The organism is Pseudomonas sp. WS 5411 (assembly GCF_012985595.1).
Taxonomy (GTDB): domain Bacteria; phylum Pseudomonadota; class Gammaproteobacteria; order Pseudomonadales; family Pseudomonadaceae; genus Aquipseudomonas; species Aquipseudomonas shahriarae.
Window position 1 is genome coordinate 1 of record NZ_JAARMC010000020.1, and the last position, 16999, is coordinate 16999.

The 16999-nt window shown below is 61.1% G+C and carries 14 protein-coding genes; 8 read left to right on the forward strand and 6 right to left on the reverse strand.

Annotated elements, in window-relative coordinates:
- Positions 1 to 300: 300 nt before the first annotated feature.
- Positions 301 to 522 (reverse strand): cbb3-type cytochrome c oxidase subunit 3, encoded by a 222-nt coding sequence (locus HBR93_RS21030; RefSeq protein WP_120732912.1) that lies wholly within the window; start codon positions 520 to 522, stop codon positions 301 to 303.
- Positions 522 to 1949: a cytochrome-c oxidase, cbb3-type subunit I gene (ccoN, locus tag HBR93_RS21035; protein ID WP_169961003.1), complete on the reverse strand. Its 1428-nt coding sequence runs from the start codon at positions 1947 to 1949 to the stop codon at positions 522 to 524. The genes HBR93_RS21030 and ccoN overlap by 1 nt, the downstream gene beginning before the upstream one ends.
- A 239-nt stretch (positions 1950 to 2188) precedes the next feature.
- Between ccoN and HBR93_RS21040 the strand changes: the two genes are divergently transcribed.
- The 3 genes from HBR93_RS21040 to HBR93_RS21050 all read left to right on the forward strand — a co-directional run bounded on the left by HBR93_RS21040 (position 2189) and on the right by HBR93_RS21050 (position 5163).
- Positions 2189 to 3859 (forward strand): nitrite/sulfite reductase, encoded by a 1671-nt coding sequence (locus HBR93_RS21040; protein ID WP_169961004.1) that lies wholly within the window; start codon positions 2189 to 2191, stop codon positions 3857 to 3859.
- On the forward strand, positions 3856 to 4350 hold the full coding sequence (locus HBR93_RS21045) for a DUF934 domain-containing protein (protein WP_057440077.1): 495 nt from the start codon (positions 3856 to 3858) through the stop codon (positions 4348 to 4350). Before HBR93_RS21040 ends, HBR93_RS21045 begins: the two co-directional genes overlap by 4 nt.
- Positions 4351 to 4491: 141 nt before the next feature.
- On the forward strand, positions 4492 to 5163 hold the full coding sequence (locus HBR93_RS21050; protein ID WP_115128137.1) for a DUF3313 domain-containing protein: 672 nt from the start codon (positions 4492 to 4494) through the stop codon (positions 5161 to 5163).
- Positions 5164 to 5286: 123 nt separating this feature from the next.
- On the opposite strand, the gene HBR93_RS21055 is transcribed toward HBR93_RS21050, so the two are convergent.
- Entirely contained in the window at positions 5287 to 5649 is a 363-nt protein-coding gene (locus HBR93_RS21055) for a response regulator (RefSeq protein ID WP_057440079.1), read from the reverse strand.
- A gap of 223 nt (positions 5650 to 5872) precedes the next feature.
- Here HBR93_RS21055 and HBR93_RS21060 point away from each other — a divergent pair, with 223 nt between their 5' ends.
- The 5 genes from HBR93_RS21060 to HBR93_RS21080 all read left to right on the forward strand — a co-directional run bounded on the left by HBR93_RS21060 (position 5873) and on the right by HBR93_RS21080 (position 12449).
- On the forward strand, positions 5873 to 9373 hold the full coding sequence (locus HBR93_RS21060) for a response regulator (RefSeq protein ID WP_169961005.1): 3501 nt from the start codon (positions 5873 to 5875) through the stop codon (positions 9371 to 9373).
- Positions 9374 to 9388: 15 nt separating this feature from the next.
- Entirely contained in the window at positions 9389 to 10204 is an 816-nt protein-coding gene (locus HBR93_RS21065; protein ID WP_057440081.1) for a protein-glutamate O-methyltransferase CheR, read from the forward strand.
- Positions 10201 to 10806: a chemotaxis protein CheB gene (locus HBR93_RS21070; RefSeq protein ID WP_169961006.1), complete on the forward strand. Its 606-nt coding sequence runs from the start codon at positions 10201 to 10203 to the stop codon at positions 10804 to 10806. The genes HBR93_RS21065 and HBR93_RS21070 overlap by 4 nt, the downstream gene beginning before the upstream one ends.
- Positions 10800 to 11993: a hybrid sensor histidine kinase/response regulator gene (locus tag HBR93_RS21075; protein WP_057440083.1), complete on the forward strand. Its 1194-nt coding sequence runs from the start codon at positions 10800 to 10802 to the stop codon at positions 11991 to 11993. The genes HBR93_RS21070 and HBR93_RS21075 overlap by 7 nt, the downstream gene beginning before the upstream one ends.
- Positions 11994 to 12071: 78 nt before the next feature.
- Positions 12072 to 12449: a response regulator gene (locus tag HBR93_RS21080; RefSeq protein WP_057440084.1), complete on the forward strand. Its 378-nt coding sequence runs from the start codon at positions 12072 to 12074 to the stop codon at positions 12447 to 12449.
- Between the two features lie 130 nt (positions 12450 to 12579).
- Here HBR93_RS21080 and HBR93_RS21085 read toward each other — a convergent pair whose 3' ends face one another.
- The 3 genes from HBR93_RS21085 to HBR93_RS21095 all read right to left on the reverse strand — a co-directional run bounded on the left by HBR93_RS21085 (position 12580) and on the right by HBR93_RS21095 (position 16950).
- On the reverse strand, positions 12580 to 14250 hold the full coding sequence (locus tag HBR93_RS21085) for an ATP-binding protein (protein WP_169961007.1): 1671 nt from the start codon (positions 14248 to 14250) through the stop codon (positions 12580 to 12582).
- The gene (locus HBR93_RS21090; protein ID WP_057440121.1) at positions 14247 to 15749 is read right to left on the reverse strand and encodes an ATPase domain-containing protein; all 1503 of its coding nucleotides are present in this window, start codon (positions 15747 to 15749) and stop codon (positions 14247 to 14249) included. Before HBR93_RS21090 ends, HBR93_RS21085 begins: the two co-directional genes overlap by 4 nt.
- Before the next feature lie 142 nt (positions 15750 to 15891).
- Complete coding sequence (locus HBR93_RS21095; protein WP_169961008.1) at positions 15892 to 16950, reverse strand: HEAT repeat domain-containing protein; 1059 nt, start codon at positions 16948 to 16950, stop codon at positions 15892 to 15894.
- Between the last annotated feature and the right edge of the window lie 49 nt (positions 16951 to 16999).

The following is a 16999-nucleotide window of genomic DNA, read 5'->3' on the forward strand; positions in this document are numbered from 1 at the left end:
GTAGCCGCGACACGGCCATGGATGGCCGATCGCGGCGGGCCCACGGAGCAATGCCTGACTGCGGGCATGCCGAGCCTAGGCGAGGTACCGAGTGGTGGGGCAAGAGCCCTTTGCTTACTTTGGGGCTCTTCCAAAGTGAGCCGCCGTAAGGGCGGAACCCTAAGTAGCCGTAACCGCAGCAACGGATATGTACTCATTCCCAATAACCAAAAAAGAGCGAGTTGTGTAGACACCTATGGCCATCGCGGGCAAGCCCGCTCCCACACAAGCCCGCTCCCACAAAAAGCCCAACACCGAGCTTTAGAGCTCTACATTACCCCAGCCCGGCCTGGCCTCTTCAGGCGCCACCGCCTTGACCTGCTTGCCCGTCGCCAGCTCCACCCGCCGCGCCACTTCCGGGTCGTCGGCAAACGGTATCAGGCTCGCCTCATCCAGCTCGGTTCCCGATTGCCCGCGCAGGCAGTACTCCACGGCGCCATACAGGCAGATCACCGCCGCCAGGTTGAAAATAACCTCCCACATCAGGCGATCTGCGCATCACTGTGCGCCACCTTCAAGTCAGCCACCCGTACGGTACGCCAGGTGTTGTAGGCCATCAGCAGCATGCCGCCCAGGAAGAACACCCCACCGGCAAACCGCACCACAAACCCCGGGTGGCTGGCCTGCAAGGCCTCGACGAACGAGTAGGTGAGGGTGCCGTCGTCGTTGACCGCCCGCCACATCAGGCCCTGGGTGATGCCATTGACCCACATCGAGGCGATGTACAGCACGGTGCCGATGCTTGCCAGCCAGAAGTGCAGGTTGATCAGTGGCACGCTGTACATCTGCTCGCGGCCGAAGATTTTCGGGATCATGTGGTACAGCGAGCCAAAGGTGATCATCGCCACCCAGCCCAGGGCACCCGCGTGGACGTGGCCGATGGTCCAGTCGGTGTAGTGGGACAGGGCGTTGACCGTCTTGATCGCCATCATCGGCCCCTCAAAGGTCGACATGCCGTAGAACGCCAACGACAACACCAGAAACCGCAGGATCGGGTCGGTGCGCAATTTATGCCAGGCACCCGACAGGGTCATCATGCCGTTGATCATCCCGCCCCAGCTGGGCGCCAGCAGGATCAGTGACATGGCCATGCCCAACGACTGCGCCCAGTCTGGCAGCGCGGTGTAGTGCAGGTGGTGGGGGCCGGCCCAGATGTACAGGGTGATCAGCGCCCAGAAGTGCACGATGGACAGGCGATAGGAATACACCGGCCGCCCGACTTGCTTGGGCACGAAGTAATACATCATCCCCAGGAACCCGGTGGTCAGGAAGAACCCTACCGCGTTATGCCCGTACCACCACTGCACCATGGCGTCGGTGGCGCCGGAATACACCGGGTAGGACTTGAACCAGTCCACCGGGATGGAAAGGTGGTTGACTACGTGCAGCATGGCGATCACCACGATAAACGCGCCGAAAAACCAGTTGCCGACGTAGATGTGCTGGGTCTTGCGTTGCACCACGGTGGTGAAGAACACGATGGCGTAGGCCACCCACACCACAGTCATCCACACTGCGCCGGAGAATTCGATCTCGGCGTATTCCTTGGTGGTGGTGTAGCCCAGGGGCAGGGTGATCAGCATGATCACGATCACCGATTGCCAACCCCAGAACGTAAAGGCGGCGAGCCAGTCGCTGTACAGGCGCACCTGGCAGGTACGTTGGACCGCGTAGTAGCTGGCGGCAAATTGCGCGCTGCCGGCAAAGCCGAAAATCACCAGGCTGGTGTGCAGCGGCCTTAACCGGCCAAACGTGGTCCAGGGCAGGTCCAGGTTCATGTCCGGCCATACCAGTTGCGAGGCGATCCACACGCCCATGGCCATGCCGATAACGCCCCAAACCACGGTGGCGATGACGAATTGACGGACAACCTTATAGTTATAGGCCTGCCCGGTTGATGCTGTGCTCATGGTCAGTCTTCCACGGTTTCAAGTCCCGGGCACTGTAGGAAATCCATGAAAAACAAAACAGGCTCAGAAAAACTACATTAATACGGATCAAAATATATCCCTTAAAACATGGGTTATTCCGTGGCTGATATGGTTTTTTAGTTTTTAGCTGAATCTGTGACGTCTTGAGCTGTAGGTGCATAGTCGCCCCCATAGAAACCGCTGCCGTCGAGCACGGTCAGCCATGATGAGGTAGCGAGATGTATCGGTACGATGAGTACGACCGGGCCCTGGTCTTCGAGCGTGTGGCGCAGTTTCGTGATCAGGTCGAACGGTTTGTCGCTGGCGACTTGAGCGAAGAGGAATTCCTGCCGCTGCGCCTGCAAAACGGCCTGTACCTGCAAAAGCATGCCTATATGCTGCGGGTGGCGATTCCCTACGGCACCCTCGGTGCGCAGCAGTTGCGCACCCTGGCGAGCATTGCCCGGGATTACGATCGCGGCTACGGCCACTTCACCACGCGCCAGAACATGCAGTTCAACTGGATCGAGTTGCAGCAGGTCCCCGACATCCTCCAGCGCCTGGCCGAAGTCGACATGCATGCGATCCAGACCTCGGGCAACTGCGTGCGCAACATCACCACCGAAGCCTTTGCCGGGGTGGCCGCCGACGAACTGCTGGACCCGCGCCCGCTCGCAGAGATCCTGCGGCAATGGTCGACCATCAACCCCGAATTCCTGTTTTTGCCGCGCAAGTTCAAGATCGCCATCTGCTCGGCGCGCCAGGACCGGGCGGCGATCATGATGCATGACATCGGCCTTTATCTATATCAGGACGCCGACGGCCAGATGCTGTTGCGCGTGCTGGTGGGCGGTGGCCTCGGGCGCACGCCGATCCTCGGCTTGCAGATTCGCGATGGCTTGCCCTGGCAGCATCTGCTGTCGTATGTCGAAGCGGTCCTGCGCGTGTACAACCGCCATGGCCGGCGCGATAACAAATACAAGGCGCGGATCAAGATCCTGGTCAAGGCCCTGGGTATCGAGGCGTTTTCCCGGGAAGTGGAGGAGGAGTGGCAGCACCTGCGCGATGGCCCGGCGCAATTGACCGAGGATGAGTACCAGCGCGTGGCCTCGGCCTTTGTACCACCGGACTATCAGGCCCTGCCCGATACCGACCTGGACTTTGGCACGCACATGGCCGACAGCCCGGCGTTCGCGCGCTGGGTGACACGCAATGTGCAGCCCCACAAAGTACCCGGCTATAGCAGTGTGGTGCTGTCCACCAAGCCGGGGATTGCCGCGCCGCCGGGCGACGTGAGCGCCGCGCAGATGGACGCCGTGGCGCAGTGGGCCGAACAGTTCGGCTTCGGTGAAATCCGCATCGCCCATGAACAGAACATCGTGCTGCCGGATGTGCCCAAGGCGCAGTTGCATGCCTTGTGGACCCTGGCCTGCGAGCAGGGCCTGGGCAGCGCCAATGTCGGCTTGCTGACCGATATCATCGTCTGCCCGGGCGGCGATTTCTGTGCCCTGGCCAACGCCAAGTCGATCCCCATCGCCCAGGCGATCCAGCAGCGCTTCGACAACCTCGACTACCTGCATGACCTGGGCGATATCAGCCTGAATATCTCCGGCTGCATCAATGCCTGTGGGCATCACCATATCGGCAATATCGGCATCCTGGGGGTCGATAAAAATGGCAGCGAGTGGTACCAGATCACCCTGGGCGGTGCCCAGGGCAAGGCCAGCGCGCTGGGCAAGGTGATTGGCCCATCGTTCAGTGCGGCACAAATCCCTGATGTGATCTCCCGCCTGATCGCCACCTACGTCCGCTACCGGGAGAGTGACGAGCCCTTTATCGACACCGTGCAACGCATCGGCCTGGAGCCGTTCAAGGAGCGGGTGTATGGCAGCGTGGTGCAACCGGCATGAACAATCTGTTGAGCCTGGAACAGGGCGTGGCGCGCATCAAGCACGATGACCCCTGGACCCTGGTGCGCGATGCACAAGTACCGCTGCCCGAGGGGGCGCTGATTCTGCCGCTGGCCCTGTGGCTGAGCCGGCGCATTGCGCCAGACCCGCCACAGGACGCGGTGTGGCTCGGCCCGGATGATGAAGTGGAACACCTGCAGCCGTGGCTGGATGTGCTGCCGCTGATTGCCCTGGACTTCCCCAGCTTTCGCGATGGCCGAGCCTACAGCCAGGCCTACCTGCTGCGCACCCGCCTGGGCTGGCAGGGTGAGTTGCGGGCGGTGGGGGACGTGCTGCGCGACCAGCTCAGCCATATGCGCCAGTGTGGCTTCGATGGGTTCGCCGTGCGCGAGGACAAGTCGGCCGCTGACGCGCTCAAGGGCCTGGCGGGCATGAGTGTGAGCTATGGCCGCTCGGTGATTGAGCCGCGGCCGCTGTTTCGGCGGCGTTGACGTTAACCAGGAGCGCCCAACTGCGGGGCAAATCGAAGCTGCGAAATAACCCGCACTGGGGGGCTGGAGGCAGGTTATTTCTGAGGAATTGGCTATACCTGTAACTTCACGTTTCGGCGATAAACGCCAAGGAGTTGCGCCATGAAGCTAGGGCTGATGATCAGTGCGTTGTGTATTGCCTCACTCGGGGTGGCCGGTTGCGCGAGTAAAGTCCCACAGCCGGACGAGTATTCGGGGTTTCTTTCGGACTACAGCCAGTTGAAGGAAGCCAAGTCGCCATCGGGCGTAGAGGTGATGCGCTGGGTCGATCCCAAGCTGAATCTGAAGCGCTACACCTCGGTGTATATCGAACCGACCCAGTTTTTCCCCAAGCCCCAAGCCACGGCGCAAATCCCCGAAGACACCTTGCGCAGCATCAACGAGTACTACAACCAGGCGCTAAAGCGTGAGCTGGTCAAGTCATTGCCACTGGCCAGCGCTCCGGGCCCCGGGGTGATCGTGGTACGGGCGGCGATCACGGCGGTCAGTCGCAAGACTGAAGGCCTCAAGCCCTATGAATTCATTCCGGTGGCCCTGGTGGCAGCAGCGGTGAGTACCGGCACAGGGATTCGCGACCAGGAAACCACCTTGGGCACCGAGGCGCAGTTTCTCGATGGTGACAGTGGGCGGGTGCTTGCCCAGGTTGTGCGCAAAGGCACTGGCAAGCCGCTGGACAACGATAGCCAGGTCATGAAAGCGGCTGACGTGAAGGGGGTGATAGACGGCTGGGCGGCTGATTTGCACCAGTCCTACTCGAAGTTCAAGGCCAAATAGCGAGCGCGAACAGTGGCTTGTGGTGAGCGGGCTGGCCCCAGTCTCGTTTCAGGGTCGCTTCGCGCCCCAGCGGGAGCAAGCCCCCTCGCCACAACAAGGCTGCCTACGGACACCTGGGTGCGATCAGCCGCCCACCAGCATGCCTTTGACTTTGTCGCGCAGTTGCTCAATGGAGAACGGCTTGGCAATCATCTGCACACCGCCAGGCAACTCGATGTTTTCGGCATAGCCACTGGCAAGCAGGATGGGCAGGGCTGGGCGCAATGTGCGGGTTTTTACCGCCAGTTCCTTGCCATTCATGCCCGGCAGGCCCCAGTCGGTCATCATCAGGTCGATCACATGGGCGCTGTCTTCCAAGAACGCCAGCGCCGCTTCGGCGTCTGCAGCCTCAAGCACCTTGAACTCCAATTCTTCGAGGACATCGACGATCAACATGCGCACGATGGCGTCGTCTTCGACGACAAGGATGGTGGAGGCTGCGGACATAGTGAGGGTTCCCAGATAGTGGAGGTACAGGTCTTGAGCAGTTGAAAGACCATCCTCTAGTGAGTTGCGTCGATCCCGGCAAGTTCCCGAAACAGGGCGGGCATTGTGCCGATAATCAGGCTTGATGTCCTGGCTGTGTCGTTGAAATACGGCAGAAACATAGCCCTTGTGGTCGATTTTGGGGCAAACTTCCGGTTTTTCCGCACTTGGCCAAGGCACGCCCATGACTCCCGCTTCGTCAGTCGATGAAAACAGCTTCCGCAAACTCCTGAGCCGCAACGTGGCTTTGCCGTTGGGTGTGGGCGTGCTCAGCGCGGTGTTTTTCGTGTGCCTGATCACCTATCTGTTGTCGGTGATCCAGTGGGTGGAGCACACGGACCGGGTGATCAATAACCTTAATGAGACCGCAAAACTGACGGTGGATCAGGAAACCGGCATGCGCGGGTTCCTGATTACCGGCGACGAGCATTTCCTCGACCCCTACGAGGTGGCCAAGCCGCGGATCATTTCCGATCTGCGCAATTTGCAGTCGTTGGTTGCGGATAACCCCCAGCAAGTGGATCGTCTCAAGCGCCTGGAGTCATTGCAGCTGGAGTGGAACAACTACGCCCAGACGATGATCGACATGCAACGGCAAAACGGCGACTACCGTGGCGCGGTGAAGGCCGGGCGGGGTAAGCGTCTGACCGACGAGATCCGCAAGGAATACGACGCAGCGATTGCCATGGAGCAGCAGTTCCGGCTCGAGCGTAATGAGGACGTGACCCGCACCACGGTATTCAGCGTGGCGATTTACTTGCTGTTCGTGTTGGGCTTGAGCGGCTTCCTGGCCTATGTCGGAAGGAAGAATCTATTAGCTCTTTCAGACAGTTACAGTGCCAACCTGGCCTCGCAGATGAAGATTGCCAAGCGCCTGGAACAGCAGGCCTGGCTGCGCAACGGCCAGACCGAGCTGGCCGAACAGGTGCTTGGCCAACTGACCCTGAACCTGCTGGGGCGCAATATCCTGCAGTTCTGTGCCCAATACATGGGCTCGGTGGTGGCCGCGCTGTATGTGCGTGAGGAGCATGGTGGCCTCAAGCGCGTGGCGACGTATGGCTTCTCCCGTGAGCAGGAGCAGCAGGAGCAGGCGATCTACCGCGACGAGGGCATCGTCGGCCAGGCTGCCCAGCAGCATCGCTTGATTCGCCTGGATGATGTGCCGGTGGACTACTTCAAGGTCAGTTCCGGCCTGGGCGATGGTGCACCGCGCAGCGTGCTGGTGGTGCCGACCAGCGATGATGATCGGGTCAACGGGGTGATCGAGCTGGGCTTTCTGCGCGCACTGGACGAGCGCGATGTGGAGTTGCTGGAACTGATCGCCGGCAATATCGGCACGTCCATCGAGGCGGCGCGCTATCGCCAGCGCCTGCAGGAAGTGCTGGCCGAGACCCAGCAGCTTAATGAAGAGCTGCAAGTTCAGCAGGAAGAGCTCAAGACCGCCAACGAGGAGCTGGAAGAGCAGTCGCGCATCCTCAAGGAATCCCAGGTCCATCTGGAAACCCAGCAGGCCGAGCTGGAACAGACCAACGAACAGTTGGCCGATCAGGCCCAGATCCTCGCCGACCAGCGCGACGCCATGGACCGCAAGAACGTCGAGCTCAATCGCGTGCAGGTCGAGCTGGAGGAGCGCGCCGATGAGTTGCAGCGCTCGAGCAAGTACAAGTCCGAATTCCTGGCCAATATGTCCCATGAGCTGCGTACGCCGCTCAACAGCTCGCTGATCCTGGCCAAGTTGCTGGCGGAGAATTCCGAGGAAAACCTCAGTACCGAACAGGTCAAGTTTGCCGAGTCGATCTACTCGGCGGGTAACGACCTGCTCAACCTGATCAACGACATTCTGGATATCGCCAAGGTCGAGGCCGGCAAGCTCGATATGCGCCCCGAGAACACCAGCGTGGCGCGCCTGGCCGAGGGCTTGCGCGGGATGTTCGAGCCGTTGGCCAGCGACCGCAAGCTGGGTTTCCAGGTGGAGGTCCAGGCCGGTGCGCCACTGATGCTGTTCACCGACCGCCAGCGCCTGGAACAGATCCTCAAGAACCTGCTGTCCAATGCGGTCAAGTTCACCGAGAAGGGCCAGGTCAGCCTGACCATTTCCCGCCAGCCGGGGGAGGGTATTGCCTTTACCGTGCGCGACTCCGGGATCGGCATCGCCCTGGACCAGCAGGAAAGCATCTTCGAGGCGTTCCGCCAGGCTGATGGCACCACCAACCGTCGTTATGGCGGTACGGGCCTGGGGCTGTCGATTTCCCGTGACCTGGCCACCTTGCTTGGCGGCTATATCAATGTCACCAGTGAGCCGGGCCAGGGCAGTATCTTCACCCTGGTGCTGCCGGAGCAGTATGTGGAGCGCGACGAAGACGCGCCGGCTATCGAGCAGCCGCGGGCCGTGACGGTTGCCCCGGCACCCGTGGCGCCAGTGAAAATTTCGCCGCTGCCGATGGCTGACGAAGCATTGATACCGCGTTTTGCCGACGACCGCGAGCTGGCACCGTTCGCCACCCGTTGCATCCTGGTGGTGGAAGATGAGCCGAACTTTGCGCGGATCCTCTTCGACCTGGCCCATGAACTGGGCTACCACTGCCTGGTGGCCCATGGTGCGGACGAGGGCTACAACCTCGCCGAGCAGTACCTGCCCGACGCGATCCTGCTGGACATGCGCCTGCCGGACCACTCCGGGCTCACCGTGCTGCAACGCCTCAAGGAGCACGCCGAGACCCGCCACATCCCGGTGCATGTGATTTCCGTGGAGGATCGCGTGGAGGCCGCCATGCATATGGGCGCCATCGGCTATGCCGTCAAGCCCACCACCCGCGAAGAGCTCAAGGACGTGTTTGCACGCCTGGAGGCCAAGCTGACGCAGAAGGTCAAACGCATCCTGCTGGTGGAAGACGACGACTTGCAGCGCGAGAGCATCGCCCGCCTGATCGGCGATGAGGATATTGAAATCACCGCCGTCGGCTTCGCCCAGGAAGCATTGGACCTGCTGCGCAGCACGGTCTACGACTGCATGATCATCGACCTCAAGCTGCCGGACATGCTCGGTAACGAGTTGCTCAAGCGCATGGCCACCGAGGATATCTGTTCGTTCCCGCCGGTGATCGTCTACACCGGGCGCAACCTGACCCGGGACGAAGAGGCGGAACTGCGCAAGTATTCGCGCTCGATCATCATCAAGGGCGCACGTTCACCTGAACGGTTGCTGGATGAAGTGACACTCTTTTTGCACAAAGTCGAATCCCAGCTGTCCCAGGAGCGGCAGAAGATGCTCAAGACCGCCCGCAGTCGCGACAAGGTCTTCGAGGGGCGCAAGGTGCTGCTGGTGGACGACGATGTACGCAACATCTTCGCCCTCACCAGCGCCCTGGAGCACAAGGGCGCGATTGTGGTCATTGGCCGTAACGGCCGTGAGGCCATCGAGAGACTCAATGAGGTCGAGGACATCGACCTGGTGTTGATGGACGTGATGATGCCGGAGATGGACGGCTACGAAGCCACCGCCCTGATCCGCCAGGATCCACGCTGGCGCAAGCTGCCGATCATCGCGGTGACGGCCAAGGCGATGAAAGACGACCAGGAACGCTGCCTCGCGGCGGGCTCCAACGATTACCTGGCCAAGCCCATTGACCTGGACCGCCTGTTCTCGCTGATCCGGGTGTGGTTGCCCAAGATGGAACGCATTTAAGTGGAAATACACTAAGTGGATCGAAGTACTGATATTGAACTGCGCTTGCTAATCGAGGCGATTTACCTCAAGTACAGCTATGACTTTCGCGACTACTCAGGGGCTTCGGTCAAGCGCCGTGTGGCCCATGCCTTGCGCCAGTTCGACTGCAAGACCATTTCGGCCTTGCAGGAGCGGGTGTTGCACGATCCCACGGCCTTTATGCAGTTGCTGCAGTTCCTGACCATTCCGGTCAGCGAGATGTTTCGTGATCCGTCGCACTTCCTGGCAATTCGCCAGGAAGTGGTGCCACTGCTCAAGACCTATCCGTCGATCAAGATCTGGATCGCCGGTTGCAGCACGGGGGAGGAGGTGTACTCCATGGCCATCCTGCTGCGTGAGGAGGGGCTGCTCGAACGCACGATCATCTATGCCACTGATATCAACCCCAGCTCCCTGGAAAAGGCCAAGCAGGGGATCTTCTCCCTGGAGAGTGTGCGAGCCTATACCCACAACTACCAGCAGGCGGGCGGGCAGCGGTCGTTTGCCGATTACTACACGGCGGCCTACGATTACGCAATCTTCGACAAGACTCTGCGCGAGAACGTAACGTTCGCCGACCACAGCCTGGCGACGGATAGCGTATTCTCAGAAACGCAATTAATTTCATGTCGTAACGTACTGATTTATTTCAATAAAAAGTTGCAGGATAGGGCCTTTGGATTGTTTCATGAGTCACTGTGTCATCGTGGCTTCCTGGTGCTGGGCAGTAAGGAAACCCTGGACTTCTCCGCCTACAGCAAACAGTTCGAACCCCTGGTCAAGCAAGAACGGATCTACCGCAAATCATGAATGAAGCAGCTGCCAGCCCGGCCTTGGTGTCGGGTGTCCAAGCCATTGTCGTTGGCGCTTCCGCCGGCGGGGTCGAGGCGTTGCTGAGTGTTTTCGGGGCCTTGGCGCCCGGGTTCAACCTACCGATCATCGCCGTGCTGCACTTGCCGGATGAACGTCGCAGCCAGTTGGCAGAAGTCTTTGATCGGCGTCTGGCAATACCGGTAGTAGAAGCCCGGGACAAGGAAACGATCCAGCCTGGCACCCTGTATTTTGCCACCCCCGGCTACCACCTGTCGGTGGAGCATGACCACAGCCTGTCCTTGAGCCAGGAAGAGCGCGTGCATCACTCCCGCCCGGCCATTGATTATCTGTTCGAGTCGGCCGCCGACGCCTATGGCCCGAACCTGCTGGCGATCCTGCTGACCGGCGCCAACCAGGATGGCGCGCGCGGCTTGGCCCAGGTCAAGCAGCTCGGCGGTACCACCGTCATCCAGGACCCTGCGGAGGCCCGGGTGGCCGTAATGCCCATGGCGGCCCTGGCGCTGCATACCCCTGACCATATTCTCACCTTGAGCCGCATTGGCGATTTGCTGGCTTCCCTGGAACCCTCCTCATGCTAAGTACTATCCAGGCCAAACTGCTGATCGTCGACGATCTGCCGGAAAACCTGCTGGCCCTTGAAGCGCTGATCAAGCGCGAGGACCGTCATGTCTACAAGGCATTGAGTGCCGACGAAGCTTTGTCGCTGCTGTTGGAGCACGAGTTCGCCATGGCCATTCTCGACGTGCAGATGCCCGGCATGAATGGCTTCGAACTGGCCGAAATGATGCGCGGCACCGAAAAGACCAAGAACATTCCCATCGTGTTTGTCAGCGCCGCCGGTCGTGAGCTCAACTACGCCTTCAAAGGCTATGAGAGCGGTGCGGTGGACTTCCTGCACAAGCCGCTGGACATCCATGCGGTCAAGAGCAAGGTCAATGTATTCGTCGACCTGTATCGCCAGAGCAAGGCCATGAAGCTGCAGGTCGAAGCCCTGGAGCACAGTCGCCGCGAGCAGGAGCTGTTGCTCAACCGCCTGCAGGCGACCCAGGCGGAACTGGAGCAGGCGGTGCGCATGCGCGATGACTTCATGTCGATCGTCGCCCACGAGGTGCGCACGCCCCTCAACGGCCTGATCCTGGAAACCCAGCTGCGCAAGATGCACCTGGCTCGGGACAACGCCGCCGCCTTTACCCTGGACAAGATGCACGCCATGGTCGACCGCGATGAGCGGCAGATCCAGAGCCTGATCCGCTTGATCGAAGACATGCTCGACGTCTCGCGGATCCGCACCGGTAAACTGTCGATCCGCCCGGGGCATTTCGACCTGGCGCAGTTGGTGCGCAACCTGCTGGAGAACTTTGCGCCACAAGTGGCAGCGGCCGAGTCGTCGGTGCAACTGGATGCGCCGCAGCCGGTGGAGGGCAAGTGGGATGAGTTTCGTATTGAGCAGGTGGTCTCCAACTTGCTGACCAATGCCCTGCGCTACGGCGCCAAGAGCCCGGTGACGGTGCGGGTGTACGCCGAACATGACGAGGCCAGGGTGGAAGTACGGGATCACGGCATCGGCATCAGCGAAGACAATCAGAAGCGGATTTTCCAGCAGTTCGAGCGGGTGTCCGCTAACCATGCGGTGGCAGGGCTGGGCCTGGGGCTATTTATCTCTGAGCAGATCGTTGCGGCCCACGGCGGCACGATTGAAGTCGAGAGCCGGATAGGCGAGGGCGCATTGTTCCGTGTGTGCCTGCCTTTGGCGGGCGCGGCGTGAAATCAATCGTCAGCCAGACGCAACCTCTGCGTGACCCAAGGGTCGTATCAGCAGCAATTGACCGGACAAAGGCTTCCCATGAGTGAAGATGCGCAAGATGTTGTACTGATCGTCGAGGACGACGAGTCGATCATGTTCGTATTGGGCGAGTACCTTTCGGGCCTGGGGTACCGGGTACTGAAGGCCATCAACGGCGAGCAGGCCTTTGAAATCCTCGCTTCCAAGCCCCACCTGGACTTGATGGTGACTGACTATCGCCTGCCTGGCGGAATTTCCGGGGTGCAGATTGCCGAGCCCGCGATCAAGCTGCGGCCGGAGCTGAAGGTGATCTTTATCAGTGGTTATCCGCAGGAGATCCTCGACTGCAATAGCCCGATTACGCGCAATGCACCGATCCTGGCCAAGCCGTTTGACCTGGATACGCTGCAGGAGCATATCCAACGGTTGTTGGCGTGAAGTAAAAAACCAGCACTGGCTTGCCGATAATCAGCATGCAGTCGTCTTCACCAAGGCCCGCGTGCTACGCGCACCTGCTGCCTGATCGCTGTGCGATGCGGGAGCCTGGCTCCGGCTGTGCTCATCCGTGTCACGTCGCAATCATCTCCCGCACCTTCGCCGTCAGCAGGTCGAAGGTAAAGGGCTTGGTGATCAACTGCATGCCCGGATCCAGGAACCCCCCGCGCACCGCCGCATGCTCGGCATACCCGGTAATGAATAACACCTTCAAGTCCGGGCGAATCTGCCTGCCGATCTCTGCCAACTGGCGACCGTTCATCCCCGGCAACCCTACATCACTGATCAATAGATCAATGCGCTGGCCGGATTCGATAATCGGTAGCGCACTGTCAGCATCCGCGGCTTCGACAAAGGCATAGCCCAGCTCACTCAGCACCTGGCTCACCAGCACCCGTACCGCCGGGTCATCCTCGACGATCAGCACGGTTTCACCGGCGTTGGCGAATGGCGGCAGGGTCGAGTCGAGGGGGGCATCGGCGGTGACTTCACCGACAAAGCGCGGCAGGAACAGGCTCACCGTGGTGCCTTTGCCGACTTCGCTGTGGAGGGTCACATGGCCATGGGACTGGCGGGCGAAGCCGTAGATCATCGACAAACCCAGGCCGGTGCCCTGGCCGATGGGCTTGGTGGTGAAGAAGGGGTCGAAGGCGCGGCTGATCACGTTTTCCGGCATGCCGCAGCCGGTGTCACTGACACTCAGCTCCACGTAGTCGCCGGGGGTTAAAGTGCCGTAGGCGGCAGTAAACACGTTGTCGAGGTGGCGATTACGGGTTTCCACCACCAGCCGGCCACCATCAGGCATTGCGTCCCGGGCATTCAGGGCCAGGTTGAGCAGGGCGCTTTCCAGTTGATTGGGGTCGGCTTCGGCGGTCCACAGCTGCCCGCTCAACTGCATGTCGAGCACGATGCTTTCATTGAGGCTGCGTTGCAGCAGTTCGCCCATGGAGGTCACCAGTTGGTTGATCTCCACCGGCTTGGAATCCAGCGACTGGCGGCGGGAAAACGCCAGCAGGCGGTGGGTCAGGCCGGCGGCGCGGTTGGCCGAGGTCACACCCAGGTCGATCAGGCTGTCGAGGTCATCCAGGCGGCCCCGGGCCAGGCGCCGGCGCAGCAGCTCCAGGCTGCCGATAATCCCGGTGAGCATGTTATTGAAGTCGTGGGCGATGCCGCCGGTCAATTGACCGACGGCTTCCATTTTTTGTGACTGGCGCAAGGCTTCTTCGTTGCTGCGCAATTGCGCAGTGCGTTCTTCGACTTGTTGTTCAAGGGTTTCCAGGGTGCTTTGCAGGCGCAGTTCGCTCTGGCTCAGGTCGATCAGGCGGTCGCGGGCTTCGTACTGTCGTCGCCGCCCGCGCAGGGCGGTGGTCACCAGACTGATCAGGGTCACCGGGTGAAACGGCCGCTCCAGCAAGGTGATGTTGCCCAGCCTGGCACTCAAGTGCGATGAGGCGTTCTGTTCGGTGCCACCATGGTGGGTCAGCAGTACGATGGGCAGGTCCGACCAGGCTGGCTGCTGTTGCAGATACTCCAGCAGCGGCTCCAGCCCGACTCCGTGCAACGCTTCGGCGGCGATGATCAGCAGGCCCGCGCCTTGTTCCAGTTCATCGCAGAGCGATAACAGGTTGGGGGCTGCAATGCCGCTGAAACCTGCTTCGTTGAGCATCATCAGCGCCAGCGTGCTGTCCCGTCCCAAGGGCGCGAGAATGATCGCGCGCTCGGAAATGGCCGGCAGGCTACTCACAAGCGCTCATCCTTGAGCAGCGGGTTGCCGGCACCCATGTAGGTGGGGACGCCGCGCAGCACGCCCTGGAAGGCTTCAATGGGCTCGCCGATAGTCATGCCCTGGCTGCCGATGCGGTATTCGCGAATGGTCGATTCATGGCTGCCGGTGCGTTTCTTGATGATGGAAATGGCCCGTCGCACTTTGCCCAGGGCCTCGAAGTAGCGCAGCAGGATCACGGTGTCGGCCAGATAGGTGATATCCACCGGCGCTTGCATGTCGCCGACCAACCCGTGCTGGGCCACGGTCATGAAGGTCGCTGCGCCCCGGCGGTTGAGGTACAGCAACAGCTCGTGCATGTGCAGCACCAGGGCGTTTTCCTCGGGCATGGCCGCCTGATAACCGTTGATGCTGTCGATAACCACGGTCTTGATCTGGCGCTCATCCACGCAGCGCCGCACCCGGTGGGAAAATTCGCCGGGCGACAGCTCGGCGGCGTCTACCTGCTCGATCAGCAGATTGCCGGTGGCTTGTAGGGCAGCCAGGTCGATGCCTATGTTGTTCATGCGGTCGAACAACAGGCCCAGCTCTTCATCGAAAATAAACAGGGCGGCTTTTTCGCCACGGGCCACTGCGGCAGCGGCGAAGATCATCGAGATCAGCGACTTGCCGGTACCGGCAGGGCCGAGGATCAGGGTGCTGGAGCCGGTCTCGATACCGCCGCCCAGCAGCGCATCCAGCTCGCGAATGCCGCTGGTCAGGGTCTGGCGGTTGTAGCCACTGCGGTGCTCGGCGGCCACCAGGCGCGGGAACACATGCACACCGTCTTGCATAATGGTGAAATCGTGGAAGCCGCCGCGATACTTCTGGCCCCGGTACTTCACCACCCGCACCCGGCGTCGTTCCGCGCCGTAGTTGGGGGTCAGTTCTTCCAGGCGGACCACCCCGTGGGCCACGCTGTGCACGGTTTTATCCAGGGATTCGGTGGTCAGGTCATCCAGCAGCAGCACGGTGGCGTCGTAGCGCACGAAGTAGTGCTTGATCGCCAGGATCTGCCGGCGATAGCGCAACGAGCTTTGCGCCAGCAGGCGGATTTCCGAGAGGCTGTCGATCACCACGCGGGTCGGCTTGACCCGTTCCACCACCTCGAAGATCTGCCGGGTGGCCTCGCCCAGCTCCAGGTCGGAGGAGTACAGCAGGCTTTGCTGATGCTCGGCATTGAGCAGGCTTTCGGGTGGGGTCAGTTCAAAGATATGGATATGTTCATCCAGCTCCCAACCGTGGGACTGGGCACCCTGGCGCAGCTCGCGCTCGGTTTCCGACAGGGTGATATACAGCGATCGTTCCCCGGCCTTGGCCCCGGCCTGGAGAAAATGCAGGGCCACGGTGGTCTTGCCGGTGCCGGGCTCACCTTCGAGCAGGAACAGATGGCTACGCGATAGCCCCCCGGAAAGAATGTCATCAAGACCTTCGATGCCGGTGGCCGCCTTTGCTGTGAACAGCTCTTTGGATGTAGACAAGAAGTGCCCTCGGGTCACGTATAAGTTGAGCGGCGTGCCGGCTAAGGCGCGCCATATTCACTTGACCGTGGGGCTGTGGGGCGGTTCAACGTTTTCTCGTTTTTGTGCAGGCCAATCCACAGTTTTCAATGCCTGCAGCGCTTCAAAGGCCCTGCTGCAGCGCGGGATCGTCCGGGTTTTGCTGCTCCAGTTGGGCCAGCAGTACCTGCACGTTTTGCAACTGGCCGCTTTCCTTCCAGTAGTTGATCAACAGCACCCGCGCCTTGCGGTTGGCGGGATGGCGCTGGACGATTTCTTCCAACTGGCGCTGGGCGGCTTCCAGTTCCTCCTGGTCATGCAAGGTGGTGGCCAGGTCGTAGCGGTAATCCTGATTGTCGGGCTCCAGCTCCACCGCCTTGGACAGGCCCAGCAGTGCGTATTCCTGTTCGCCATGGTGCAGCAGCCACATGCCCAGGGCGTGTTGCAGATAGGCTGACTCGGGGTGGGCTTGCAGTTGGGTGGCGAGGATCTGGCGCGAGTCATCGACCTTGCCCTGTTTATCCAGCAACTCGATGCGTGAAACCACCGCCGGCAGGTTGTCCGGGTCCAGGCGCAGCGCCTGCTCCAGGGCATGTTGGGCCTCGGGCAACAGGGCGCTGTGGATGTACAGGCGCGCCAGCTGGATCCAGCCATCAGGGCTTTCGGGCTGGGCCTTGAGGTACTTTACATACTCATCCAGCACGAGCTGCAAGGGGCCGAAATACAGGCCCAGGGTGTCGGGCGACAGGCCCAGCAGGGCGTTGGCGGCGGCAAATCGCACGCTTTGCTGGTCATCCTCGAGCAACGGGCCCAGCAACAGGGTGCGCTGGCCGCTGGGCACCAGGCCGACAATGCTGGCAATGGCTGCCTGGCGCACCAGGGGGGATGGGTGGCTCAAGTCCTTGTCCGCCAGCTTCAAGGCCTGGGGGCTTGGGTAGTTATGCAATTCGTTGTGCAGGGCGGCGCGGCGCACGTCGGACAGGTCTGGTCGCGCCAGTTGCTGATAGAGCACGCGCGCGGCGCCGGGCTCGCCGTTATGCGCTTTTTTCAGGGCTTTGGAGTAACCGTGGGCAACAGCCGGCGGCACGGACACGCTCGGGCTGCGGGAGAAATACCAAAAAACCAGTACCACCAATAACAGGGCGCTCAGGCCGATGATCGCGTAACGGCGTGACTTTGACATGCAGGCGTCCGAAAGCTGGGCAGCTAGTGCAAAGCGCTCAGCTTCGGTC

Excerpts from the sequence above, each read along its gene's own strand:
- HBR93_RS21060 (WP_169961005.1), top strand. The coding sequence starts at position 5,873 with ATGACTCCCGCTTCGTCAGTCGATGAAAACAGCTTCCGCAAACTCCTG.
- HBR93_RS21095 (WP_169961008.1), bottom strand. The coding sequence starts at position 16,950 with ATGTCAAAGTCACGCCGTTACGCGATCATCGGCCTGAGCGCCCTGTTA.
- HBR93_RS21075 (WP_057440083.1), top strand. The coding sequence starts at position 10,800 with ATGCTAAGTACTATCCAGGCCAAACTGCTGATCGTCGACGATCTGCCG.
- HBR93_RS21030 (WP_120732912.1), bottom strand. The coding sequence starts at position 522 with ATGTGGGAGGTTATTTTCAACCTGGCGGCGGTGATCTGCCTGTATGGC.
- HBR93_RS21050 (WP_115128137.1), top strand. The coding sequence starts at position 4,492 with ATGAAGCTAGGGCTGATGATCAGTGCGTTGTGTATTGCCTCACTCGGG.
- HBR93_RS21045 (WP_057440077.1), top strand. The coding sequence starts at position 3,856 with ATGAACAATCTGTTGAGCCTGGAACAGGGCGTGGCGCGCATCAAGCAC.
- HBR93_RS21055 (WP_057440079.1), bottom strand. The coding sequence starts at position 5,649 with ATGTCCGCAGCCTCCACCATCCTTGTCGTCGAAGACGACGCCATCGTG.
- HBR93_RS21040 (WP_169961004.1), top strand. The coding sequence starts at position 2,189 with ATGTATCGGTACGATGAGTACGACCGGGCCCTGGTCTTCGAGCGTGTG.
- HBR93_RS21080 (WP_057440084.1), top strand. The coding sequence starts at position 12,072 with ATGAGTGAAGATGCGCAAGATGTTGTACTGATCGTCGAGGACGACGAG.
- HBR93_RS21070 (WP_169961006.1), top strand. The coding sequence starts at position 10,201 with ATGAATGAAGCAGCTGCCAGCCCGGCCTTGGTGTCGGGTGTCCAAGCC.
- ccoN (WP_169961003.1), bottom strand. The coding sequence starts at position 1,949 with ATGAGCACAGCATCAACCGGGCAGGCCTATAACTATAAGGTTGTCCGT.